This is a genomic window from Aedoeadaptatus ivorii (assembly GCF_900638585.1).
In the GTDB taxonomy this organism is placed as follows: Bacteria; Bacillota; Clostridia; order Tissierellales; family Peptoniphilaceae; genus Aedoeadaptatus; species Aedoeadaptatus ivorii.
In genome coordinates, this window is sequence record NZ_LR134523.1 from 362,196 (window position 1) to 385,729 (window position 23,534).

The following is a 23,534-nucleotide window of genomic DNA, read 5'->3' on the forward strand; positions in this document are numbered from 1 at the left end:
GAACACACAGAATAGGAGAAATACATGATTGTAACACTACTGTTGGGCGTATTGACCGCGCTGACACTCTACTTTTTATTCTTCCTGGTGAAGGACCTGACCGCCAACAAAGAAATTATGGCACAGGAAAAAGCGAGCTGGGTAAAGAGCGGCCTTATCGGCGCCTTCGTCAACTTTTTCGATACCCTGGGCATCGGCAGCTTTGCGCCGCTGACGGCACTCTTAGACTTCTTCAAGCAATTGGATCACGATAAACTGTTGCCCGGTACCTTGAACGTGTCCTGTACCATTCCGGTACTGACCGAAGCATTTATCTTTATCCAATCCGTAGAAGTAGACCCCATCACCTTGTTCGCCATGGTGGCGGCCGCCGTCGTCGGCTCCTTCGTCGGTTCCAGAACCGTATCGAAACTCCCCGAAAAGAAAGTACAATTCTACATGGGGATCGCCCTTCTGGTAACCGCGGCGCTCATGTTGCTCAAGCAATTCGGCGTACTCGATATGCTCGGCACCGGTAACCAAGCCGTGGGCCTCACCGGCATCAAACTCGTCATCGGCGTCGTCGTCAACTTCTTCCTCGGCGCACTCATGACCATCGGCGTCGGTCTGTACGCTCCCTGTATGGCACTCGTATACATGCTGGGTCTCAACCCCTTGGTTGCCTTCCCCATCATGATGGCCTCCTGTGCAGGACTCATGCCCGTCGCCAGTGCCGAATTCGTAAAGGCAGGCGTCTATGCGCGTAAGGCAAGTATCGCCATCACCATCGGCGGCATGATCGGTGTATTTATCGCGGCGAAATTCGTCACCGGACTTCCCATGGACATCCTGACGGTCATCATCACCATCGTCGTCATCTACACCGCCATCACCTATATCCGCAAATCCAAAAGACAAGTGGCATAAGAAAACACAAAAAACAGCCGTTTCCCCAATCGAGGGAGCGGCTGTTTTTGTATGCTATTCTTTCGGTGTGTCTTTTGCAAAGATCTCGCCGGAATACAGCAAAATATCCCAATGGCGAAATAGATTGTCCGCATCGTCTAAGGCTTGTTGATTGTTTCGCTTCTCGGTAAGCGTAGAGCGGATCAGGTACGCGTGGCGATCGGAAAAGCCGGTCCCTTCGGATAAAAAGATGGGGACATAGCAATTCGCGGGCTCACCATCGTTTCCCCAATGCGCTTTTGCGACCGCTTGTATAAACGGCCGGTCAAATCGTCCTTTCACTTCGTTTCGGATCTCGAGCAATTCCTCCTCGGGTATGTTGGAATCGTCATAGAACAGCTGAATCTCCAGCAGCGCATCGTAGAGATAGGCATGCGTTTTTGTAATCTTCGGGTGCTTCTGCATTAGTTGTTCGCAAAATGCATCCACTTCGGCATTTCGAAGTAGGATATGGTTCCGGTTCCAAAACGAAGAAAAAAAGAACAGAAAGACAATCGCAGCCACGACGATGCCCATTCGTTTTTTCATAGTATCTCCCTTTAGCATTACATCGCCTCTTCCTCTTGAATCAGCAATCCCTCCGGGGTCGCGATCGACCAATAGCGAAATAAATTGTCCGAATCAGAGAGGGGCACCTGTGTATCGTACCCGTCGGCTAGGGTAGAGCTGATCTCGTAGTCATAGTCGTCGTGGAAGCCGTCTCGTTTTTTCAAATAGATTCGAACCGAGAAATCGGCCGGATACATGGAACGCCCCCAATGTTTTCGGCCGATCTTTTCTATAAAATAGCGATTGAACCGATCCTTAAATGCGTCGCGGATCTCGATCAACTCTTCTCGGGAGATTTGAGAATCTTCGTAGTAGAGTTCGAAGCCGATAAATGTCCGAAACATATATTTTTCTATGCGAACGATCTTTGGATGATCTCCCTCCAGCCCCTCGCAGAAGAGGTCGACTTCGGGGTTTCTGAGAATCATATGATTTCTATTCCATATCAGAAAGGAAAGAACCAGTACCGCGGCTATGGCGATAGCGGTAGATATATATTTTTTCATCGCGCCTCCTTCTTGATAATTACTTTACTAATTTTAGTATATATGAGGCATCCTATGGATGAGGTGAAATTGCAGTGAAATTCATAAGGTAATGTATAGAAAATGGCGTGAACAGATCGGCGGCGGTATGAAAACATATTGAAATCAAAAAACCGGGAAGGCATTGCCTTCCCGGTTTCCGCTACTGTGAAAACCGCACTTAGCAGGGTTTTACGACTTTGTTTTGGATCATGAGTTCGCAGATGCGGTACATATTGGTAATGCTGCCGACTTGCACTTTGTCCTTGACACCGTATTGTTCGAGGCAGAGGCCGCAGGAGAGGACTTCTGCGCCTTTTTCTTCGAGTGCCTTGAGGTCTGCGATGACTTTTTCGTTGCCGGTGGGAAGAAGTACGCCCGTGTTGTAGAAAATGACGTATTTCGGGGCGATGTCTTGCTCGGTAAGGGCGTAGATAAAGCCTTCGAGCAGGGTCTTGCTGAATGCCTCCTCTCCCGTTCCCATTTCGGTAGAAGAGATGACGACGGCGTAGTCTTTTCCTTCGTCTTCGAAATCCATGACGTCGCATACGTCGCCGGTCTTTTGCAGATACACGTCGTAGGCGGCGGGGGAGTGTTCGGTTACATCGGCGGTAAAGCCGAGTTGTTTCGCCATTTTGGAGAGGTTTTCGGTGGCGATTTTGTTGTCAACCTTTACGAGTACCTCTTCTAAGTTTTCCTCGGAGATGGCTTTTTTGGTCATAATGACGGGGCGCGGACAGGCTTGTCCCATTGCGTCGATTTCTTTCATCTCGATCACCTCACATAGATGGATTTGTCGCCGGCTTCGATCATTTTCCCGACGGGGTAGACGTCGATGCCCGCGTTTTGCATTTCTTCGTACATGGCTTCGCCGTCTTCGGGATCGACCGAGATCAACAGGCCGCCCGAGGTTTGGGGATCGAAGAGCACTTCTTCTAAGGCGAAGTCGTCGATTTCGAAGGCGATTTGATCGCCATAGGCATTGCGGTTGCGCTGCCCGCCGGCGGTAAAGAGGAAATTTTCCGCCGCTTCGCGCGTGCCTTCCAGGATGTGAAGGCCCTCGGTCTCGACGACGGCGGAGGCGCCTTCGGCCATTTCAGACAGGTGTCCCAAGAGTCCGAAGCCGGTGACGTCGGTTAGGGCGTGTACTTCGTATTGATTTAGGATTTCGTAGGCGGCTTTGTTTAGGGTCGCCATGGATTGTACGGCCTTTTCGTAGTGGGGCCTTTCTACCTCGCCCACGGTGTAGCCGCTCATCAGGAGCGAGACACCCAGGGGCTTGGTAAGATACAGTTTGTCGCCCACTTTGGGGGTGTTGTTGCGATAGACTTTGTTGAGGTCGACGATGCCGATGACGCTCAGGCCGTATTTGATTTTGGGGTCGTGGATGGAGTGGCCCCCGGTGAGCGTGGTCTTGGCTTCTTTGCAGACGTCGGCGCCGCCCTGGAGAATTTCTTCGAGGACGCGCACGTCTTCTTCTTCGGGGAAGCAGACGATGTTCATGGCGCTTACGGGTTCTGCGCCCATGGCGTAGAGATCGGACAGGGCATTTGCCGCCGCGATCTTGCCGAATTCGTAGGCTTCTTCCACCATGGGCGGAAAGAAGTCTAAGGACGTGACGACGCCGATGTCTTCGGTGATTTGTATAATGGCGCCGTCTTCGTTGCCCTCAAAGCCCGCGAGGATCTCTTTGCGGGGAAATAGGGGCAGTTTTTCGAGAATATTGCTCAGGTCGCCCGCGCCGATTTTGGCGTTGCAACCGCCGCATACTTCTAAATGCATAGCATCCCTCCTGTATTCATTATAGCATAGTGAAAATTTGTTTCGGGCATTTTCCCCGATCGGCCGGGATCAGAGCAACGCGGCGATATGGTCTAGGATTTTTCGCGATACGTCGATGCCCGTCGCCTGTTGAAAGCCCATATAGCTCATATTGGAATTGACCTCGATCAGTGCAGGTCGTTCGCAAGAGGCGGTGAGGTCGATGCCCGAAAAGGTAAGACCCAGCGCGCGGTGGGCGGCGAGGGCGATTGCGCGCTGGCGCTCGTTTAGGATGTAGGGTTCGGCGCGGCCGCCGGCGGCGATATTGGCGCGAAAATCGCGGTCGTTGGTGCGCTTGATGGCGCCGATGATCGTATCGCCCACTATGAGGACGCGGATGTCTTTTCCGGCGGCGTCGAGATCGAAGGGCTGAAACAAAAACGGGGCTTCTCCCATGGCGAGGATGCGTTCTTCGAGCGCTGCCCGGTCCTCTGCCAAAAAGACCTGCTCGCCGAAGGATCCCTTTGCCGCCTTTACGACGACGGGATAGCCCAGGGCTTCCACCGCGTCGAGATAGCTGTCTTCGGGCATCGACGAAAAGTAGTGAAAGGGCGCGGGGATGGTGGGTACCATGGGAAGCCGCGGGGCGAGCAGCCGCCAGGTCTCGATTTTGTCGTCGGAGGCGGCGATAGCGTGGGAGGAATTAAAGACGGGGTATCGTTCTTCCAAGAGGCGGGCGAGGAGGATGTCTTTGTCGAAAAACAAGACGGCATCGGGCTCGGGGTCGCGCTTTCGGTCTTTGGCGACGATCTTTTCTCCTTCTTTACAAATGATATAATCGGTATGGGGCTTGGGAATGAGATTTGTGCCCTTTTCGACCAAATCCCGTATGACGCCCGTTAAAGCGGTAGAAGTGGTAAGATAGGCGTGATAGACGATATGTATAGACATAAGACCTCCGGAAAGGACGAGTATGGGAATAGAAGCAATGCGTACAGAAATCGATGCGATCGATGCGGAGATGGCGGCGCTTTTGAAGGCGCGCTTTCGATTGTCCACGCGCATCGGCGCGGAGAAAAAGGCGAAGGGCACCGCGGTGGCGGACCCGGGTCGTGAAGAGGAGATTATAGCGCGGGTGCGCGCGCTCGCCGCCCCCTACGGCGCGGAGGCGGAGGCGATCTGGCGTCTGTTGTTTACGCTTTCGCGGAACGTTCAAAAATAGATGCCGATTCCATTATACAGAATTCTCCCTATGTTATAATGAGCGGACAGGAGGAATCACCATGAAAATATTGATAACGGAAGATGAAACCCCGATCGCGGAAATCATCTCGTATAACTTGCAAAACGAAGGGTACGAAACCGAAATCGCAAAAGACGGCGTGGAATGTCTCGAAAAATTCGAAGAAACGGTGCCGGATCTGGTGATTCTGGACGTGATGATGCCCAGAATGGACGGATTCGAAACCTTAAAGGAAATCCGAAAAAAGAGCCGGGTTCCGGTGATTATGCTGACCGCTAAGGACGCCGAGGGCGATCGGATCCGCGGCCTGGAGCTGGGCGCCGACGACTATGTGGTAAAGCCCTTTTCGATCGGCGAGTTGGTGGCGCGGGTCAAGGCGAACTTCCGCCGCCAGGACTTCGAAAACGAAGGGTATCTCCCCGACGAGGTCATCGAAGAAGCGGATCTGTATATCGATCCGGTAAAATACGAAGTGAGAAAGCGCGGCAAGATCGTAGAACTTACGCTGCGCGAGTTCGAGCTCCTAAAATACCTCGTTCAATCGCCCGGTACGGTCTTTAGCCGAGAGGTGCTGCTCGAGGAGGTATGGAGCTACGAATACTACGGCGATATTCGCACCGTGGATGTGACCGTGCGGCGCCTGCGGGAAAAGATCGAGGACGAAGGGGAAGAGTTCCGCTATATCCTCACCAAGCGGGGGGTCGGGTACTACTTTGGAGGTTAAGTTTTACTCGAGCATCAAATGGCGATTTATCGTCATTTACGTACTGCTCGTGACGGTGGTGATGGCCATCGTCGGCGCGTTTATCGTCAACCGGCTGGAGGATGCCCAGCTGGAAAAGGTCGAGACCGATATGGAACAGACCCTGAGTTCGATGACCAATTCTTCGGTTTATCTGACCGAGACGCCCTGGCGCGATGTGCGCGGTCGGATTCAAAACACGCTGAATGCCTGGCGCATCGGTTCGGAGGAGACGATCTATGTCATCGGGCCGGGCAAGGTGCCCGAGATTTTGGCGTCGACCATCAATTCCAAAAATCTGGTGGCGGGAGAAAACGCCCTGGCGGATCCCAATCTCTCGCCAAAGCTGATCTTAAACGGATTTAAGGGCAAGGGCGCCACGGTGCTCCGAGAAGATGCGGATTCCAAGACGCGCTACGCCCATTACACCCTGCCGGTCTACGGAAAAGACGGCAGCGTAATGGGCTTATTTTACATGGTCAGCAATCTCTCGTCGCTCTACGGCGTGGTGGACGATGCGAGCATTATCCTTACCTATGCCACCATTGTGGCGATTATCGTCACCACCATTCTCGCCTATATCCTCGCCCGTTCCATCACCACGCCGATCCGCGATGTGACCAAACAGGCGCGCGAGATGGCGGAGGGGAACTTCGACCAAAAGGTCGAGGTCAAAAGCGACGACGAGATCGGCCGTTTGGGCTCTATGTTCAACTATCTGACCACGGAGCTGGAAGAGACCATCTCGAGAATGGATATGGAGCGCTCCAAGCTCGACACGATCTTCTATTATATGGCGGAGGGCGTGATTGCGGTGGACAAAAACAGCCGCTTAATCCACGTCAATCCCGTGGCACGGGAGATCCTCGATCTGGAAGAAGGGGATATGGGTAGCTTTTTCGATCTGAAAAATCTGAACATACAAAATATCAACTACTTCGAGCCGGGTTCCCTTTCGGGGATGAGCCAAAAGGAGATCAAAGAGAACTTCTATAATATCCGCTACGCCCCCTACAAGGGCGACGGCAGCCGCAATCAGGGGATTATCGCCGTGTTGCAGGACATTACCGAGGAACACAATCTCGACATCTTCCGAAAAGACTTTATCGCCAATGTGGGCCACGAGCTCAAGACCCCGATCACCACCATCAAGAGCTATACGGAAACCCTGATGCGGGCGGATCTCGACAAGAGCGCGGCGGAGCGGTTTTTGAGCATTATCGACCGCGAAAGCGACCGCATGACGCATTTGGTTACCGATTTGTTGCAGCTGTCGAATATGGACGCGAAGCGCACGAATTGGGAAATCGTGTCGATCGATCCCTACGAAGTGGTGACGAGCATTCTCGAATCGCTCCGGCCCATGATCCAGCAGAAGCACCACCGTGTGCGCCTCGACATTCCCGAAGACATTCGGCCGTTTTTGGCGGATCGACACGGTGCGCACCAGGTGATTGCGAATATCCTGACCAATGCGGTCAAATACACCACCTACGCCGGCAAGATCGAGGTCATCGGCAGAAACTACGGCTCTCGGGTGCATATCGAAATCAAGGACAACGGGATCGGCATTTCCCGCCGCGATCTGGAGCGCATTTTCGAGCGCTTTTACCGAGTGGAAAAGGGCCGTAGCCGCGCTATGGGCGGCAGCGGTCTGGGCCTTTCGATCGCCAAAGAAGTGATGGAAAATATGGGCGGGCGCATTCGCATCAAAAGCGAGCTGAATGTGGGCACGCAGGTGCTCTTGTCCTTTCCCACGGATCAGGAGGCGCAATGAAAGAGCATTTTAAGACCGTCATTATCGGCGTGCTCCTGGTGACGAGCGTATTTTTGGCGGAAAAGATTTGGCTCGCCGCTCCGCCGGGGCCCGAGGAATTGCTTCCCAAGGCGCAGCCTAAGATCGCAGAGAATATAGAGCCCAGGGTGCTCCCCGCCAGTATGTTGGTCAATTTCGGAGACGGCAAGCACACCAAGATCTATCAACTGCAAAATCTCTGGCCCTTTTATCGCAATATCCTCAAGCGGAGTTCCGAGATCAACGAAAAGGTGCGCTGGGAATCGGTGGGCACCGCCCGCTATCTCAAACTGCACGAGGAACCGTCGGTGGTCTTCGATTTAGAAAATGCCGTGTATTCGGATCTCTTAAAGAAGATGTATAATCTCGATGATATCGAGGAGGACATTCGCCAGCTCTATTTTTCCGAGAGCGAGGGAATGCTCGTGGTCACCGACAACGGGATCTTTAAGCCCCGCGTGCCGCAGTCGTATTCGGATATCGAAACCTATATCTCCTCGGTCGCCAAGGAGAACCTGCCGTCTTACAGTTCCCTGTGGGAGCGCTACGGCATTCCCCGGGCGGTGTATCTGCCCGACGGCGCGGCGGGGTTTGCGCCGGGGCACATTTACAGAAACGAGCTGTCCGATATGCCCGCAGCTTACAAGAACGACCTGGTGCAGCGGCTCCTGAAGGTCTCGATCGACGACATCCACGTGATCGTCGAGGAGGACTCGGTGCTCTATGTGGCGGGGCAAAAATCGGTGCGGCTGTTCAAAAACGGCATTCTCGAGTACCGAAACGGCGGCGAGAGCCAAGGCAGCGGCACCGATGCCGCAAGCGCCGTGCAGACGGCCATGGCATTTACCGTGCGCGCCACGGGAAACGGCGATTCGCTCTATGTAAAGGACGTGGTGCCCGTGCGCGACAACGGGCGCGGCGGATACCGGGTATCGCTGAACTTCTTTGAGCGCGGCATCGGCGTGGTGCCCGTAGACGGGCGCATCAAAAACTATGTGGAGGCGGAGATCTACGACAATCAGGTGCGCAGTTTTCGCTATATTTACCGCAACAACAGCGGCGAGCGGGTAGAAGACGAGCCGGTATCGACGCTTTCGGTCGACGAGATCGTCGCCAAAAACCCGAATGTCTTCGGCGATCCCGCCCGCGGCTATAACAAGATCTTAAAGGACGTGCGCGATTTCGGGTTGTGCTATATCGACTATGCCGACCACTCGCGGAGCAAGTTGCGATACGGCTATACATTCCGCATCGACGACGAAGACTATCTGTTCGACGCCCAGACGGGGGCGTATATCGGAGGGGAGAGGGAATGAACTGGGAAAAGTCGAAAACCGTATTTATCGTGGCCCTCCTCCTCACCAATGTGTTTTTGGCGGGCATTTTGCTCCTGGATCAGCGGCGCATCCGCCCCGCGGAAAGCGCGCCGGAATTCGAACGCGAAGTCGAGGAAATGCTGGCCGATGCCGGCATCGGTTTGAAGACGGAGATCCCCCGGGCGGGCACTTCGCTTCCCGTACTGCACGTGCGCTTTGAATCGGACAGCCCCGAAAACTACAATCGCCGCTTTTTTCGCGGCGAAGGCGTGCTGGCGGAAAACCAAGATCGCTATATGCGGATCGACGGCGCGGGGGCAACGCTGACGGTCATCGACGAGCGCCGCATTCTCTATGAATCCGACGAGCGGGGCGAGGGCGCGCTCTCGAAAGAAGAAGCGCTCAATGCGGCAAGGCTGTTTCTCGACGAGCGGGGTTTTAGCGCCGACGATATGGAACTAGTATCGGAAAAGCGGGCGGGGGAGAATTGGTCGCTGAGCTTTACCTCGAAGTACAAGAACCGCTATATGGAATCCACCTATACCAATATCACCTTAGACGGCGACGTGGTGGTGCGGATGGACAGGCTCTGGATCGAGGTGCTGGGCGAGACCGACGAGACCGCGCCGCTTCCGATGCCGACGCAGGTGCTCCTGCGCCTTTTGACCGAAGACGGGCTGAAGGGACGCACCATCGAAAAGATCGAGCCCTGTTACTACTTCAATCCCGAAGAGCAGGGCGCGGTGGAAAATCTCGCCCATTCGCCGGAGGGCAATTCCTCGGTGGCATGGCGCCTCCTCTTGGACGGCGGCGAGGAATTGGTCCTGTTCCGATAAAAAAAGGCCGAAAACGCGATGGTTTGCGTTTTCGGCTTTTTGTGTGCCTATTTGTTGGCGCCGTGTTTTTCCAATAGATCGTCTTTGACCTTCCACAGGGCGGGACTCAAATCGACGATGTATTCGTGAGGATTGTTGAGCCGCTTGATCTCGTCCCAGAGCGTGCCCAGTTCCTTTTGTACCTTGTCGCGAATGGCGTCGAGGTCGGGGGATTCGTAGACGAGCTTTCCGCCCACATAGATGTCCTCGAGAAGCGGACGCACCTCGTAGTTTTTGAGGGTTTTGCGCTTCCAGGTAAAGAGGGGGTGGAAGATCTCGTATTCGTCCTCGGGAATGGTCTCGCCCTTTTGGGTGATGACATCGGCCAAGGCCTTGCCGTGATCGCGGTCGTAGAATCGCCAGATTTCTTTGACCCCGGGGGTGGTGATCTTGGTGACGTTCTCGGAGATCTTGATGGTGGGAATGATGGTATCGCCGTCTTCTAAGGCCACCAGCTTATACACCCCGCCGAAGACCGGATGGCTCTTGGAGGTGATCAGCCGCTCGCCGACGCCGAAGGAATCGATGCAGGCGTCTTGCTTTAACAGATCCTCGATGACGTATTCGTCGAGGGAGCTGGAGGCCATAATCTTTACGTCCTCGAAGCCCGACGCGTCTAAGATCTTGCGGATCTTTTTGCTCAGATAAGCGATATCGCCCGAGTCGATGCGCACGCCCTTGCCTTCGTGGCCCGCTTCGCGGAGCTCTCGAAAGACCTGAATCGCATTGGGCAGCCCCTGCTTTAAGACGTCGTAGGTGTCGATCAACAAAAAGCAGTTGTCGGGGTAGACCTTGGCATAGGCGCGGAAGGCGTCGATCTCTTCATCGAACATCTGCACCCAGCTGTGGGCCATGGTGCCCAGGGCGGGTACGCCGTATTGGATGTCGGCGAGGGTATTGGCGGTGCCGTTACAGCCCCCGATATAGGCGGCGCGGGCGCCGAGATTGGCGCCGCTGTAACCTTGGGCGCGGCGGGAGCCGAATTCGGTCACGGGGCGCCCGTCGGCGGCGGTACAGATCCGGTTCGCCTTGGTGGCGATCATGGTCTGGTGGTTGATGGTCAGAAGCACCATGGTCTCGATCAGCTGCGCCTGGATCACCGGGCCGCGCACGGTGACCAAGGGTTCCTGCGGAAAGACCACGGTTCCCTCTGGCACCGCGCGCACGTCACAGCTGAACTCGAAATTCGACAGGTACTCGAGAAAGTCCTCGCTGAAGATGCCCTTGGAGCGCAAAAATGCGATGTCTTCGTCGTTGAATTTCAGCGCTTCGATGTATTCGATCATGGGTTCCAGGCCGCTTACAATGGCATAGCTCGCTTCGTCCGGGGCGGAACGGAAAAACATATCGAAGTGGACGATCTGATCGCTCATTCCGTTTTCCAAATATCCGTTGCCCATGGTGAACTCGTAAAAGTCCGCCAAGAGTGTGTAATTGTTTTTTTCTGTAAAATTCATGACACTCACTTTCCGAAAATTAACGTATAAACGCTTTACTGCTTAACATTATAGCACAGCGGAGGGCAAATGCGGTCGGAAGAAACGATTTCATTTCGAGCGAAGCGGCGCCCACGCGACGCCTAAACAATGGTGAATTACCGTCGCGCGGGTGATACAATAGGGGAGAATACTACCAGGAAGGTGAACTATGTTACAAGTAACCGATGTAAGCGTATTGTTTCCGGACAAAAAACTCTTCGACGAAGTGAATCTGCTATTCCAAAAGGGGAATTGCTACGGAATCATCGGCGCCAACGGCGCGGGAAAATCTACATTTTTGAAAATCCTCTCCGGCGAGAAAGAGCCCACCACGGGCCATGTCTCCAAGGGAAAAGACGAGCGGCTCTCCAAACTCAAGCAAGATCACTTCGCCTACGAAGACGAGGTGGTATCGGATGTGGTGATCCGGGGCAACGAGGAATTGTACCGCATCGGCAAGGAAAAAGACGCGATCTATATGAAACCCGACTTTTCCGACGAAGACGGCATTCGCGCCGGCGAACTCGAGGCCCGATTTGCCGAGCTGAACGGCTACGAGGCGGAAAGCGAAGCCGCCCGCCTCTTGCAGGGGTTGGGGATCGGCACCGAAAAGCACGATCTCTTGATGCGGGACTTGATCGAGAGCGAAAAAGTCAAGGTGCTCCTCGCCCAGGCGCTTTTCGGCGAACCCGAGATCCTGATGCTCGACGAGCCGACCAACGGTCTCGACGTAAAGGCGGTGTTATGGCTCGAGGCCTTTTTGGCGGAGTTTCCGGGCATTGTAATCATCGTAAGCCACGACCGCCATTTCTTAAACGAAGTCTGCACCCATATGGTAGACATCGACTACGGCAAGATCAATATGGTTACCGGAAACTACGACTTCTGGTACGAATCGGGGCAGCTCGCCGCCAAGCTCCTCAAGGAACAGAACAAAAAGAAAGAGGAGAAGGTCAAGGAGCTGAAGGAGTTTATCGCCCGCTTCAGCGCCAACAAATCCAAATCGCGCCAGGCGACGAGCCGCAAAAAGTTGCTCGAGAAGATCGACGTGGAAGAGATTCGCCCTTCCCTGCGGCGCTATCCCTTTGTGGGCTTTTCCCTTTCGCGAGAGCCCGGAAACGAGATCCTCACTGTGGAGGGACTATCCGCCAAGAACGAAAAACAGACGCTGCTCGACGACATCTCCTTCCGCGTCGACAAGGGCGACAAGATCGCTTTTATCGGAAACGAGATCGCCGTGACGAAGCTGTTTTCGATTCTCGCAGGAGAAGATGCCGACTATACCGGTACGGTGAAGTGGGGCCAGACCATTACCGCGCGGTACTTTCCCCGGGACAATTCCCGCTATTTCGACGACGTGGAGGACAATCTCATCGATTGGCTGCGCCGCTACTCCGAAGACCAATCCGAAATCGTCATGCGGGGCCTTTTGGGCAAGATGCTATTCTCCGGCGACGAGGCGCTGAAAAAGGCAAAGGTCCTTTCGGGTGGGGAGCGGGTGCGGATGATGTTTTCCAAGATGATGATCGATCCCGCCAATGTGCTCCTGTTCGATCAGCCGACCAACCACTTGGACTTGGAGAGCATCGAGGCGGTCAACAACGGGCTGATCGCCTTTAAGGGGAATGTGCTCTTTTCCTCCCACGACCACCAGTTCGTCAGTTCCGTCGCCAATCGCATTATCGAAATCAAAGAAGACGGCAGCATTCGAGACAGAAAGATGGGTTATGAAGAATATATTCGCGAATTTATCGCCGACGACGATCGCTAATTTACAGAGATTTTACAATTCCAAAATATTAATTTGTTATGGTGTAGACGAGGTGCTTTAAATGCATGGGATTATAGACATCGGTTCTAACACCATTCGTCTTTCGGTGTTTCGCATCGAGGGAAAAAAAGTAATCAATTTGTTCAACGAGAAGCGGACGGTCGGGATCGCCGGCTATCGAAAAGACGGGAAGTTGACCCAAGAGGGCATCGACGTCTTGATCCAGACGCTGTCCTCTTTTGCCTATATCATCGACATATTCGGGGATATCCACTACGCCCACGCCATTGCGACGGCTTCCATCCGAAACATCTCCAATTCCGACGAAGTGATTCGCGCCGTGAAAAAGAAGGTGGGGATGGATATCGAAGTGCTGAGCGGGGAAGAGGAAGCTTATCTCGCCTTTGTCGGGGCGGGATCGTCTTTGGATGCGGTCGACGACGGCGTGCTCACAGACATCGGCGGCGGCTCTTCGGAGATCGTCCTGTTTCGCGATCGAGAGATCGTGGACTCGGCGTCTTTGGACATCGGTTCCTTATCCGCCTTTAAGGAATACGTGGCGGGGCTCTTCATGCAGCCCTGCGAGCGCAAGGCGCTGGATCGGCGCCTGAAGTTTTTGCTCCACGCCCAGGGCGTCGATCGCGAAGACTTCCCCGTCCTCTGTGCCGTCGGCGGCAGCGCTCGGGCGACGCTTTTGATGTATAACGAGTTCTACGACGAACATCCCGATAATGACGAGATGGACGTCGACGACCTGAGGACGTTGATGAAACATTTGTTGGAAATGGACGATAAGGACAAGATGGATATCATCCTCAAGACAAAGGCGGATCGCATACACACATTCTTGCCCGGCCTCTGTATTCTGTACCGAATCGCGAAATACTTCCACGTGGACCGCATCGCGGTTTCGCAGACGGGGATCAGAGAGGGCTATGTACTCAGTCGCATTGTAGGAGGCGAATCATGACCGATATTTCCTTTACACAAAACAGAGAGTTGTCATGGCTCCGTTTTAACGAACGGGTTCTCGACGAAGCCCAAGACGTCAAGGTGCCGCTTTTGGAGCGGATCAAGTTTTTGTCCATCTTCGATTCCAATCTCGACGAATTCTTTATGGTGCGGGTGGGGTCTTTGACCGACCTTTCTATGCTGCAAAAAAAGGTCGTCGACAACAAGTCTTTAATGGACCAGGACGAGCAGCTCGACGCGGTGATGGAGGCGACGAGTTCGCTCTACCAAAAGAAGGACCACGTCTATCAGGAACTGATGGATCGCTTCCGCTCCGAGGGCTATTATTTTGTAGAGAAGGAAGAACTGTCGGAACACGAAGACACGGTGCTCCAGGCGTATTTCGACAACTCGGTCAGCCCCTTCTTAAACTATCAGATCGTGGATATGACCCACCCCTTCCCCCATATTCCCAATCTCGCCATCGTCATCCTCTACACCCTGCACGCCAAGGGGGTGGACGGGGATCGAAAGATCGGCATTATTCAGGTGCCCGACAAGGTCTCCCGATATATGCGCGTAGACAGCAATAAGTATATTATGCTAGAAGAGATTATCCGGGAATACGGAAAGGCGCTCTTCGAAAACTACGATGTGGAAGACTCATACATAATGAGTGTGACCCGAAATGCCGATATCGAGTGGGACGACGAGGACTACGAGCTGGAAGAAGACTACCGCTCGCATATGAAGAAGATGCTCAAAAAGCGCAAGCGTCTGGTGCCGGTGCGCCTGGAAGTCGACCGACTCCCCGACGAGGCGGTCGTGAAGCTGCTCTTGAAAAACCTCTCGCTTTCTCGCAACCGCCTCTTTGTCACCAAGAGCCCCATGCGGTTGGACTATCTTTTCGCCCTTTCCGGCGAGCTGGAAGAAGCCATGGGCCCGGAATATGTGGAACCGCCCTTCACCCCCCAACGCAGCCGCTATGTGCGGGATGACATGCCCATGATCGAACAGGTGGAGGCGCGCGATATTCTATTGTCCTACCCCTACGAGAGCATGGACCCCATCATCCGTCTCTTAAAAGAGGCGGCGGAAGACCCCACGGTGATGTCGATCAAGATCACCCTATACCGCATCGCCAAGGACTCCAAGATCGCCGAGCAGTTGATCGCCGCGGCGGAAAACGGCAAGGACGTGTTGGTCTTGATGGAGCTCCGCGCCCGCTTCGACGAGGAGAACAATATCTTGTGGTCGTCGAATCTGGAAAAGGCGGGTTGCCGGGTGATCTACGGCTTTAACCACTTCAAATGCCACTCCAAGGTCCTCTTGATTACGCGCATGGTCGACGACAAGGCACAATACATCACGCAAGTCGCCACCGGAAACTACAACGAAAAGACCGCCAAGCTCTATACGGACTTTTCGCTCCTGACCGCCGATCAAAAGATCGGCCGCGACGCCAATCGCCTCTTCGACAATTTCCTGATCGGCGATATAGAAGGCGAATACGACGAACTCATGGTCAGCCCCAAATCCATGTCCGAAGGGCTCGAGCGGCTCTTCGACGAGCAGATCGCCTTGGCAAAATCCGGCGGCGAGGGCTATATTCGCCTCAAAATGAACTCGATCTCCGACCGCATTCTGATCGACAAGATCTCCGAGGCGTCCAATGCCGGCGTCAAGATCGATATGATGGTGCGCGGCATTACCTGTATCGTGCCCGGCGTGCCCGGCCGCACGGAAAATCTGTCGGTCTACTCGGTAGTGGGACGCTTTTTGGAGCACCACCGCGTCTACCAGTTCGGAAAGGGCGAGGACGCCAAGGTCTACATCTCCTCCGCCGACTTTATGACGAGAAACATTCGAAAACGCGTGGAAGTCGCCTGCCCCATCTTGGATCCCGAGATCAAAACGCGGGTACTCGACTTTATGGACACGATGTTTGCCGACGACGTAAAGATCCGCGAGCTCCTGCCCACCCGCCGCTATGCGCATGTGGTGAATCGCGACAATATCGTGGCGCAAGAGGCACTTATGAAAGAGGCGTTGGAACACGCCCCCGAGGATACGCCCGTGAAGACCGCGCCCCGGCGATTTGCCGAACCCCTGCCTTCTCAGGGCAGAGAAGAACCCGGTGCACAGAAAGAAGAAAAAGAAGGCTTCTTCGCCCGTCTGATTCGCAAATTGTTCGGGCGATCCCGGTAAACGAGGAGAAGACCTGCGGGTCTTCTTTTTTTATTCGGAAACTTTGATATAATGAAAAAATAAATAAGGAGAAGATGCAATATGCCGAAAGATAAAAAGAAAAAATTAAAAGCGAAAGACGACAAGCGCGCACAAAAAGCGCAGAACGAGAAGAAAAAGAAGGAGGAGAGTAAGGCGGGGGAGAAAAAGACAAAAACAAAAAAGAAAAATAAGGCCAAAGTCGAGCGACAAAAAGCGGCGGACAAAGCTGCCAAAAAGAAGAGCGCCAAAAAGAAGCGATCGAAGGAAGAGGCGAAGGCAAAGAAAGTGAAGCTGTCTTCAAAGGCGAAAAAAGCGAAGACCGCGCCTGAAAACAAGAAGAAGCCGTCGAAGGCAAAAGCGAAGAAGACAAAGACGAAGTCGAAATCGAAAAAAGCCAAGTCTGCAATGGTAAAAGCGAAAAAGAAGCCGTCGAAGGAAAAGAAGGAGAAAGCACAATCCGCACCCGTAAAAGAAGAAGAGAAAACGCCGGCGCATAAGGAGGACGAAGGGGCGGAAAACGACGCGGCGCATGCGGCCGCCCCGGCGGTCGAAGACAGCCCCACAAAAGTGGTGCCGCGCGTACAAGCGGCGACGAGTGCGGCAAAGCCCCTACAAGCGCCCGCCGGCGTATCGGCGGTGCTGCGCCGGGTGATCGAAACGCCCCTGGGCCGCCTCTCCCTAAAGGCGGAAGGGGAGGCGCTTACGGAGATCCTATTTACCGAAGAGGACCTCGGCGGCGACGATGCCCCCCTCTTGCAAGAGGCGGAGCGCCAACTCGCCGAGTACTTTGTCGGCGAGCGCAAGTCCTTCGAGCTGCCCCTCGCCCTGCGGGGCACGGAATTTCAGCGGGCGGTCTACGATGCGCTCCTCGCGATTCCCTACGGCGAAGTGAAGAGCTACCAGGAAGTGGCCGTCGCCATCGGCAGAGACCGCGCCTACCGCGCCGTGGGCGGCGCCGTGGGGAAAAACCCGCTTACGGTGGTGGTGCCTTGCCACCGCGTGGTCCGCAAAGACGGATCCGCCGGCGGCTACAGCGGCGGTGCGCATAGAAAAGAGGCGCTCTTGCGCCTGGAAGGCCGCTAAAAAGCGTGAATGCGATTCTACTATTCGTCTCGACGATCTTTATCGCGGCGCTCTTTGCGATCAAGTTTTCCCATCGCTACGGCATCCCCTCGCTCTTTTTGTTCTTTCTATTGGGGATCGGTGCCAATGCCCTGGGCGTCGACTTCGAAAAATTCGGATTTATGGAGCACTACGCCGGCTTTGCGCTCTTTGTAATCATGTTCTACGGGGGCTACGGCACCAATCTCGAGATGGGGCTTCCGGTCCTTCGGCCCGCCGTGGCGCTCAGTTCCCTGGGCGTGGTGATTACCGCCTTATTGACGGGGTTGTTCGCGCACTATGTGCTGGACTTTTCCCTCGTAGAGGGTATGCTCTTCGGATCGGTTATCGGCTCCACCGACTACGCCTCGGTTTCCTCGGTGCTCCAGAGCAAGAATTTGAACCTGAAGTACCGCTCGGCGCCGCTTTTGGAATTGGAGAGCGGCTCCAATGACCCCACCGCGTATACCATGACGCTGATCTTTTTGGGGTTGTTGACGGGCAGTGCCGTCTCGGTGCCGCTATTGTTGTTGAAGCAGCTCGCCTTTGCGCTCCTTGTGGGCTACGGTATGGCGAAGCTCTTTTTTCTCATTCACGACCGCGTCAATTTTACCAAAGAAGGTCTCTTTACCGTCTTCGTCTTTGCCATGGCCCTCGCCGCCTTTTCCCTCTGCGGACTGGCGGACGGAAACGGCTATCTCGCCGCCTACCTCTTCGGGGTACTGATCGGCAATCGGGATTATTCCGGCAAGCGCGAGATGGTCTTTTTCTTCGACGGCCTGACGGAGATCATGCAGATCAGCCTGTTCTTTCTACTGGGATTTCTTTCCGATCCGCACGCCCTGTGGACGTGGTTTCCCACGGCGCTTGCGGTAATGCTGTTTTTGCTCCTTGTGGCGCGTCCCGTAGCTGTCTTTTTGTTGATGCGATTTTTCGGCGGCACCTTTCGCCAAAATCTCCTACTCTCGTGGGCGGGCCTTCGCGGGGCGGCGGCGATCGTATTCGCCATTATGGTCGTAAACAGCGGCGCCCGATTGGAATCGGACATCTTTCATGCGGCCCTCGGCGTCTGCCTGTTAAGCAGCCTATTGCAGGGGTCTCTTCTCGCCAAAATCGCCATCAAACTCGATATGATCGACCCCGACGATACGGTCTTAAAGACATTTAACTACTATCAGGACCGCAGCGATGTGGGCTTTTTGGAGACTCGCGTCAGGGACGATGAGATCATCGGCATGAAGGTGAAAGATTTGAACCTCGCCTTCGACTTTATCGTCGCTAAAATCGAGCGCGGCGGAAAGACCATCGTGCCCCACGGCGACACCGTGCTTCAGGCGGGGGATCTGGTCGTGGTGGGCGGAAAAAGCCATTTCGACACCGTCGGCGGCTCGCTGGAAGAATTTACGATTCGAAGCGAGCACCCCTGGGCCAATCGGCGGATTCGGGATTTGCACCTTTCGCCCAACGAACTCATCCTAATCGTACAGCGCAATCACAATATCCTCGTGCCGTCGGGGGATACCATTGTATGCCCGGGGGACAAGGTGCTGTTTACCGACAGCGAAGAGCCGCTATTTGCGGAGAAAGACGCCGAATTGTAAATAGAGTCACCGGCGTGTAAAAAAAGAATCATCGATTTCGAAGAAAATGTAAAATCGGCCTTGACAGTTTCTCCATCTGTCTCTATAATAGTATGAGTATTGGAGATGCTATCGTAGCTCAGTCGGTAGAGCACTACATTGGTAATGTAGAGGTCGCAGGTTCAAATCCCGTCGATAGCTCCAAAAAAGGCAAGGTATATACCTTGCCTTTTTTCGTGCGCGCAGATTGTCACAGGAATGAAAAATTAAAAGCCGCCTCCCGTGGTATACTTAAAGCGTAAGAGAGCAAACACGCAAAAGGCGGTGTATATATGAAACAAATCAGGCGAAAAATCGCCGCGGCATTGGCAGTGCTGATGCTCTTGCCTTCGGCGGTCTACGCGAAGAATTTTTCCGACATCGGCGGCCACTGGTCCGCGCCTTATGTGCGCACCCTCAGCGATATGGGCATCGTATCGGGTTACGGCGACGGCAGTTTCCGGCCGAACGGGACAGTTTCCAAGGCGGAGTTTTTTGCCATGGTCAACCGCGCGGCGGGGCTTCGACGCACCTATACGGTGACATTTTCGGACGTCGCGCCGGGCAGTTGGTACTACCGCGAGGTGGCAAAGGGCGTAAAGGCGGGCTATCTCACCCCCACCACGGGGCGGCTTCACCCCAATCAGCCCATTTCCCGCCAGGAGGCGATGCGGATCCTCGCCTATATGTATAATATGACGGCGAGTCCCGGCAGCCTGTCTCGTTTTTCGGATGCGAATTTTATCGCCCCCGCTGCCCGTCCCGGCGTGGCGGCACTGGTCGATGCGGGCGTCGTATCGGGCTACGGCGACGGTCGCTTTGTGCCCGGCGGCTCCATCACTCGGGGCGAGGTTGCAAAGGTATTTCAGGTGCTGATCGCGAACTACAATAAGCCCCTGGCGCGGACGGTTTTGGATTCCAAGATTCCCTTCGGCCCGCGCGATCTTTACGAATAAAGAGTTTGAACATACAAAAACGGCTGCCATCGGGCAGCCGTAATTTTTATGCGCTGTAGGCGTAAAACAGTTCTTCGTGATCGCGTTCCACGGCGTATAGATCGTCTTTTACCACATAGGTGTCGGAGAGCAGGTCGCCGATGTTTTGTTTGCGTTCGGTAAATGCCGTAATCACATACAAAATGGGAAAGGTCGTCTGAATCAACCGGCAGAAGAACTCCCGCACGATGACGGTAACCGGCGACAGGCGGCTTTCCTCCTTGTGGATGACGCGGATGCCGGTGATCATCTTGCCGAGGGTTTGGCCGTCGGTAAAGTAGGTGAACAGCACGAAATACAGGTAGAAGAAAAAGCCGGAGACCGCGGCGGGAAAGATGCCCTCGGGGCGGCCCGCCAGTGCCACGATGGGCGAGGCGAAAATCGCCGAAAAGGCGGATGCCACGGTGGCGTCGATACAAAAGGCGACGAAGCGAATCCAAAATCCCGCCGTCACAAAGGAAGAGACGGGGTATTTTCTTCGGAAGGTCCTCCGCGCTTTGGGGAGGGGAGATTCGGGCACCGTCGCTTGCTGTGCACCCTCTCGATGTTCGCGCAAGATCGCCGCATCCAGGGGCGGGTTGTTCCGATCGAAGGGCTCGCGATAGCGTTCCGTCGTCGCTTCTTCTTTCGCCGGTCGCTTTACCGGTGCCTTTTTGTCGCCGTCTTTCTTAAAGGGGTCGTAGTGTTGGTTTTTCATCTATGCACCTCCGTAGAGATACATGGGTCTAGCGCCTGCATTCAACGATTCAAACAGCAGCTTCTCGATCACTTCGTTTTCGATCGATGTCTTGGAGAAGAAGTTGCCGAAGATACTGCCCGAAAGGCCCGGCGTGTATTCGTAGACCTGTGCATCTTCGGCACCGATGGCGGTCTTTAAGGCGGCGAGCACGTCTTCGGGATAGCCGATTTCGTCGATCAAGCCGTTTGCTTTCGCCTGATTGCCCGTGTAGATCGAGCCGTCGGCGAGGGTACGCACTTGTTCGATGTCCATCTGTCTGCCTTCGGAGACGACCTTCAAAAACTCGCCGTACATATCGTCGATTACGCCCTGCAGGATGGCCCGTTCGTCTTCGGTCATGGGGCGGGTGGTGCTGCCGATGTCCTTGTGTGCGGCGCTCTTAATCGCCTGATCGGCGATGCCTAGTTTTTCCAACAGGCCCGAGAGATTTTGCCCGCCCATAATCACGCCGATGGAACCGGTGATGGTAGAGGGGGCGGCGTAGATCTTTTTGGCGGGCGCGGAGATATAATAACCGCCGCTTGCGGCCATATTGCCCATGCTGACGTAGATGGTCTTGTCGGCATCGGCGATTGCCTTGAGCTTTTTGTGGAGCTCGGCGCTTTCGAACACGCCGCCGCCGGGGGAATTCACCTCCAGGAGTACGCCTTTTACCGTATCGTCTTCGAGGATGTCATCCAATTCGGCGAGCGTCAACCGGTGATCATAGGCCATGGTGCCGGCAAAGGGCGTAGAGGGAATATCCATAATGGGACCTTCTACGGCGATCTTTGCGATCTTTGCGTCTGCATTTTCGCCTTCTAAGACCGTGCGGTCGAAACTGCCGATGGAATTGCGGATGGATTCTTCGACTTTCTTCATTTGCTCCTCGCGGTTGATCAGGGAACTGAGACCACTGGAAAGCGCGGAAAGGCCGAGAATCAAAACGGCGATGCCCACGGCGATCCACCGCTTCGTATTCATTTTTTCGAGCATAAATCCTCCTGTTCGGTACAATTGTTTTTTGGGATATAGTATGATACATCTATCGGGAGTAAAACTCTCTTTCTTGATGATAACATAGGAGACGGGAATGAAACAACGCAATTGGAAAAAGGCATTTGGGATCCTGGCGGCATTGAATTTGCTGATACTCGCCGCCGTCCTGTTCCTCGCGCGGCCTACGGGCGAGGTAAAGACCGAAGAAACCATACCCAAAAAGGGAAATATTCAGATCGCGATGGAAGCGGACGCACTTCGAAGCGTCATTGATCGAGGGCTTTCGGAGGCGGGAATCGAAGGAACGGTAGAGGCGGGCGATGGCATTCGCATGTCGATGCCGGTGGAAGCCTACGGCATCTCCAGCGCGCTTTCGGTGCGCACCGAACCCCGCGCGACAAAAGACGGCCGCATCGAGCTCGCCGTAAAAGAGGCGAAGCTGGGACAAATTCCCCTGCCGCCGGCGGAGACCGTGGCGATGGCGAGCCGGCTGTTTCAAAAAGACGGCGTAGCATTCGATTCCGCGCGCCGATCGATCGTCATCGACCCCGCTATGTGGGCGATCGGCGGTATTCGAGATCTAAAGGCCATAGAGATGGATTCGGCAGAAGGTCGCTATATTTTTGAGGGAACAATGGGAGAATAAAGCATGGATTCAATCGGCATATACGGCGTAGTTATCGTACTCTTAACCGCCGCCTCGGCATTCTTTTCCTCGTCCGAGACGGCGCTCTTATCGGCAAATCAGATCCGCCTGCGCCAGGCGGCGACCGAAGGCGACAAGAGCAGTCTGATGGTGCTTCGGCTCCTGGAAAAACCCCAGGACATGATCTCGAGCATTTTGATCGGAAACAATATCGTAAATATCGCATCGTCCGCCGTGGCGACGGTGCTCTTTACCCGCCTACTCGGCGCCAGCGGACCCGTGGTGGCGACGGCGGTGATGACGGTGGTCGTCTTGGTCTTCGGCGAGGTGATGCCGAAGACCGTGGCGCAGGAACAGCCGGAACTGGTCAGCAAAAAGATCGCCAAGCCGATCTCTGTGATCTCAGTCATTCTAAAACCCGCGGTGTTCTTGTTGGGCGCCTTCACCACTTGGGTCAATCGCCTGCTCTTTCCCGACGTGGGCGATAAGCCGACCATAACCGAGGAAGAATTTAAGACCCTGGTCGAGGTGGGCGAGGAAGAAGGGGTGCTTGAGAGCGCCGAACGCACGTATATCGACAATGTCCTCGACTTTTCTTCCGCCACCGCATCGGATATGATGAAGCCCCGCACCTCGGTGGTCGCCCTCGACGTAGAGGCGGAGCAGGACGAGATCCTCGCGCTTTTGCGCGAAAACCGGTATAGCCGCGTGCCCGTCTACCGCGATTCCATCGACAATATCATCGGCATCCTCTATATGAAAGACGTGGTGCGCACCCTCGCCACCGGCTCGAAACTCGAACTCGAAGAAATGCTTCGGGATCCATATTTTATCGGAGAGAGTGCCGTGGCGGATCGGATCTTTCGCGAAATGAAGGCGCGCAATCTTTCTATCGCCGTGGTGGTGGACGAATACGCCGGCACCAGCGGCATAATCACCATGGAAGACATCCTCGAGGAACTGGTCGGCAATATCGATGACGAGTATGACCTCGAAAACCGCGCCATGATTCTCTTGGACGCGGGGGTATTTTTGATCGATCCGGAGCTTCGGATCGACGAAGTGAACGACCACTTCCGATTGGATTTGGAAAGCGAAAAATCCGACTCCATCGGCGGCTTTGTGATCGAGCAGTTGGACCGCATTCCCAAAGTGGGCGAGGTGATTCGCTACGGGGACATCGTCTTTACCGTTAACGAAATGCAGGGTCTCAAGCTTACCAAACTGAAGATGGACCTACGAGAGCGCTTGTAGGTAAGCGAAGAAAGGAGCGTGAG

General features: G+C 54.6%; 22 protein-coding genes and 1 tRNA gene. 15 read left to right on the plus strand and 8 right to left on the minus strand.

Annotated features, from left to right (window positions below; translation table 11 throughout):
* The first annotated feature begins 24 nt into the window (after positions 1–24).
* Positions 25–906, plus strand: coding sequence for a sulfite exporter TauE/SafE family protein (locus EL294_RS01745; RefSeq protein WP_197721102.1), 882 nt, complete (start codon positions 25–27; stop codon positions 904–906).
* Between the two features lie 54 nt (positions 907–960).
* On the opposite strand, the gene EL294_RS01750 is transcribed toward EL294_RS01745, so the two are convergent.
* From EL294_RS01750 to EL294_RS01770, 5 genes are all read right to left on the minus strand, one after another.
* On the minus strand, positions 961–1,473 hold the full coding sequence (locus EL294_RS01750; RefSeq protein ID WP_126464816.1) for a hypothetical protein: 513 nt from the start codon (positions 1,471–1,473) through the stop codon (positions 961–963).
* A gap of 17 nt (positions 1,474–1,490) precedes the next feature.
* The gene (locus tag EL294_RS01755) at positions 1,491–2,000 is read right to left on the minus strand and encodes a hypothetical protein (protein ID WP_126464817.1); all 510 of its coding nucleotides are present in this window, start codon (positions 1,998–2,000) and stop codon (positions 1,491–1,493) included.
* A 199-nt stretch (positions 2,001–2,199) separates the two neighbouring features.
* Positions 2,200–2,787: a sulfurtransferase-like selenium metabolism protein YedF gene (gene yedF, locus EL294_RS01760; protein ID WP_126464818.1), complete on the minus strand. Its 588-nt coding sequence runs from the start codon at positions 2,785–2,787 to the stop codon at positions 2,200–2,202.
* Positions 2,788–2,792: 5 nt separating this feature from the next.
* The gene (selD, locus tag EL294_RS01765) at positions 2,793–3,800 is read right to left on the minus strand and encodes a selenide, water dikinase SelD (protein WP_126464819.1); all 1,008 of its coding nucleotides are present in this window, start codon (positions 3,798–3,800) and stop codon (positions 2,793–2,795) included.
* A 69-nt stretch (positions 3,801–3,869) separates the two neighbouring features.
* On the minus strand, positions 3,870–4,730 hold the full coding sequence (locus tag EL294_RS01770; RefSeq protein WP_164715177.1) for an ATP-grasp domain-containing protein: 861 nt from the start codon (positions 4,728–4,730) through the stop codon (positions 3,870–3,872).
* 22 nt (positions 4,731–4,752) lie between these two features.
* Between EL294_RS01770 and EL294_RS01775 the strand changes: the two genes are divergently transcribed.
* Genes EL294_RS01775 through EL294_RS01795 form a run of 5 tightly spaced genes read left to right on the plus strand, consistent with a single transcriptional unit; the run spans position 4,753 to position 9,711 of the window.
* Entirely contained in the window at positions 4,753–5,001 is a 249-nt protein-coding gene (locus tag EL294_RS01775) for a chorismate mutase (RefSeq protein WP_126464821.1), read from the plus strand.
* Between the two features lie 55 nt (positions 5,002–5,056).
* Positions 5,057–5,746 carry a response regulator gene (locus tag EL294_RS01780; RefSeq protein ID WP_126464822.1) on the plus strand — a complete coding sequence of 230 codons (690 nt, stop codon included), beginning with the start codon at positions 5,057–5,059 and terminating at the stop codon, positions 5,744–5,746.
* Positions 5,736–7,541 (plus strand): HAMP domain-containing sensor histidine kinase, encoded by a 1,806-nt coding sequence (locus EL294_RS01785; protein ID WP_232006491.1) that lies wholly within the window; start codon positions 5,736–5,738, stop codon positions 7,539–7,541. The genes EL294_RS01780 and EL294_RS01785 overlap by 11 nt, the downstream gene beginning before the upstream one ends.
* The gene (locus tag EL294_RS01790) at positions 7,538–8,875 is read left to right on the plus strand and encodes a hypothetical protein (RefSeq protein WP_126464823.1); all 1,338 of its coding nucleotides are present in this window, start codon (positions 7,538–7,540) and stop codon (positions 8,873–8,875) included. The genes EL294_RS01785 and EL294_RS01790 overlap by 4 nt, the downstream gene beginning before the upstream one ends.
* Positions 8,872–9,711 carry a two-component system regulatory protein YycI gene (locus EL294_RS01795; RefSeq protein WP_126464824.1) on the plus strand — a complete coding sequence of 280 codons (840 nt, stop codon included), beginning with the start codon at positions 8,872–8,874 and terminating at the stop codon, positions 9,709–9,711. Before EL294_RS01790 ends, EL294_RS01795 begins: the two co-directional genes overlap by 4 nt.
* A 47-nt stretch (positions 9,712–9,758) precedes the next feature.
* On the opposite strand, the gene EL294_RS01800 is transcribed toward EL294_RS01795, so the two are convergent.
* The gene (locus EL294_RS01800; protein ID WP_126464825.1) at positions 9,759–11,207 is read right to left on the minus strand and encodes a nicotinate phosphoribosyltransferase; all 1,449 of its coding nucleotides are present in this window, start codon (positions 11,205–11,207) and stop codon (positions 9,759–9,761) included.
* A 190-nt stretch (positions 11,208–11,397) separates the two neighbouring features.
* On the opposite strand from EL294_RS01800, the gene EL294_RS01805 reads away from it, so the two are divergent.
* From EL294_RS01805 to EL294_RS01835, 7 genes are all read left to right on the plus strand, one after another.
* Positions 11,398–12,999, plus strand: a complete 1,602-nt coding sequence (locus EL294_RS01805) for an ABC-F family ATP-binding cassette domain-containing protein (RefSeq protein WP_126464826.1) — start codon at positions 11,398–11,400, stop codon at positions 12,997–12,999.
* Between the two features lie 61 nt (positions 13,000–13,060).
* Positions 13,061–13,969: a Ppx/GppA phosphatase family protein gene (locus EL294_RS01810; RefSeq protein WP_126464827.1), complete on the plus strand. Its 909-nt coding sequence runs from the start codon at positions 13,061–13,063 to the stop codon at positions 13,967–13,969.
* Entirely contained in the window at positions 13,966–16,158 is a 2,193-nt protein-coding gene (gene ppk1, locus EL294_RS01815; RefSeq protein ID WP_126464828.1) for a polyphosphate kinase 1, read from the plus strand. The genes EL294_RS01810 and ppk1 overlap by 4 nt, the downstream gene beginning before the upstream one ends.
* A gap of 81 nt (positions 16,159–16,239) precedes the next feature.
* A complete protein-coding gene (locus EL294_RS01820) occupies positions 16,240–17,262 on the plus strand; it encodes a methylated-DNA--[protein]-cysteine S-methyltransferase (protein ID WP_197721103.1) in 1,023 nt (340 codons plus the stop codon).
* Between the two features lie 5 nt (positions 17,263–17,267).
* On the plus strand, positions 17,268–18,881 hold the full coding sequence (locus tag EL294_RS01825; protein ID WP_232006492.1) for a potassium/proton antiporter: 1,614 nt from the start codon (positions 17,268–17,270) through the stop codon (positions 18,879–18,881).
* A 107-nt stretch (positions 18,882–18,988) separates the two neighbouring features.
* A tRNA-Thr gene (locus tag EL294_RS01830) sits at positions 18,989–19,064 on the plus strand.
* A 128-nt stretch (positions 19,065–19,192) separates the two neighbouring features.
* Positions 19,193–19,855 carry an S-layer homology domain-containing protein gene (locus EL294_RS01835; protein WP_126464829.1) on the plus strand — a complete coding sequence of 221 codons (663 nt, stop codon included), beginning with the start codon at positions 19,193–19,195 and terminating at the stop codon, positions 19,853–19,855.
* A 46-nt stretch (positions 19,856–19,901) separates the two neighbouring features.
* Here the strand turns inward: EL294_RS01835 and EL294_RS01840 are convergent, their stop codons facing one another.
* Together EL294_RS01840 and sppA are read right to left on the minus strand one after the other, a co-directional pair.
* The gene (locus tag EL294_RS01840) at positions 19,902–20,591 is read right to left on the minus strand and encodes an RDD family protein (RefSeq protein ID WP_126464830.1); all 690 of its coding nucleotides are present in this window, start codon (positions 20,589–20,591) and stop codon (positions 19,902–19,904) included.
* On the minus strand, positions 20,592–21,608 hold the full coding sequence (sppA, locus tag EL294_RS01845) for a signal peptide peptidase SppA (RefSeq protein WP_197721104.1): 1,017 nt from the start codon (positions 21,606–21,608) through the stop codon (positions 20,592–20,594). It lies immediately after the preceding gene.
* A gap of 97 nt (positions 21,609–21,705) precedes the next feature.
* Here sppA and EL294_RS01850 point away from each other — a divergent pair, with 97 nt between their 5' ends.
* Both EL294_RS01850 and EL294_RS01855 read left to right on the plus strand, forming a co-directional pair.
* Complete coding sequence (locus EL294_RS01850) at positions 21,706–22,257, plus strand: DUF2140 family protein (protein ID WP_126464831.1); 552 nt, start codon at positions 21,706–21,708, stop codon at positions 22,255–22,257.
* A gap of 3 nt (positions 22,258–22,260) precedes the next feature.
* Positions 22,261–23,511, plus strand: a complete 1,251-nt coding sequence (locus EL294_RS01855; RefSeq protein ID WP_126464832.1) for a hemolysin family protein — start codon at positions 22,261–22,263, stop codon at positions 23,509–23,511.
* Positions 23,512–23,534: the final 23 nt, after the last annotated feature.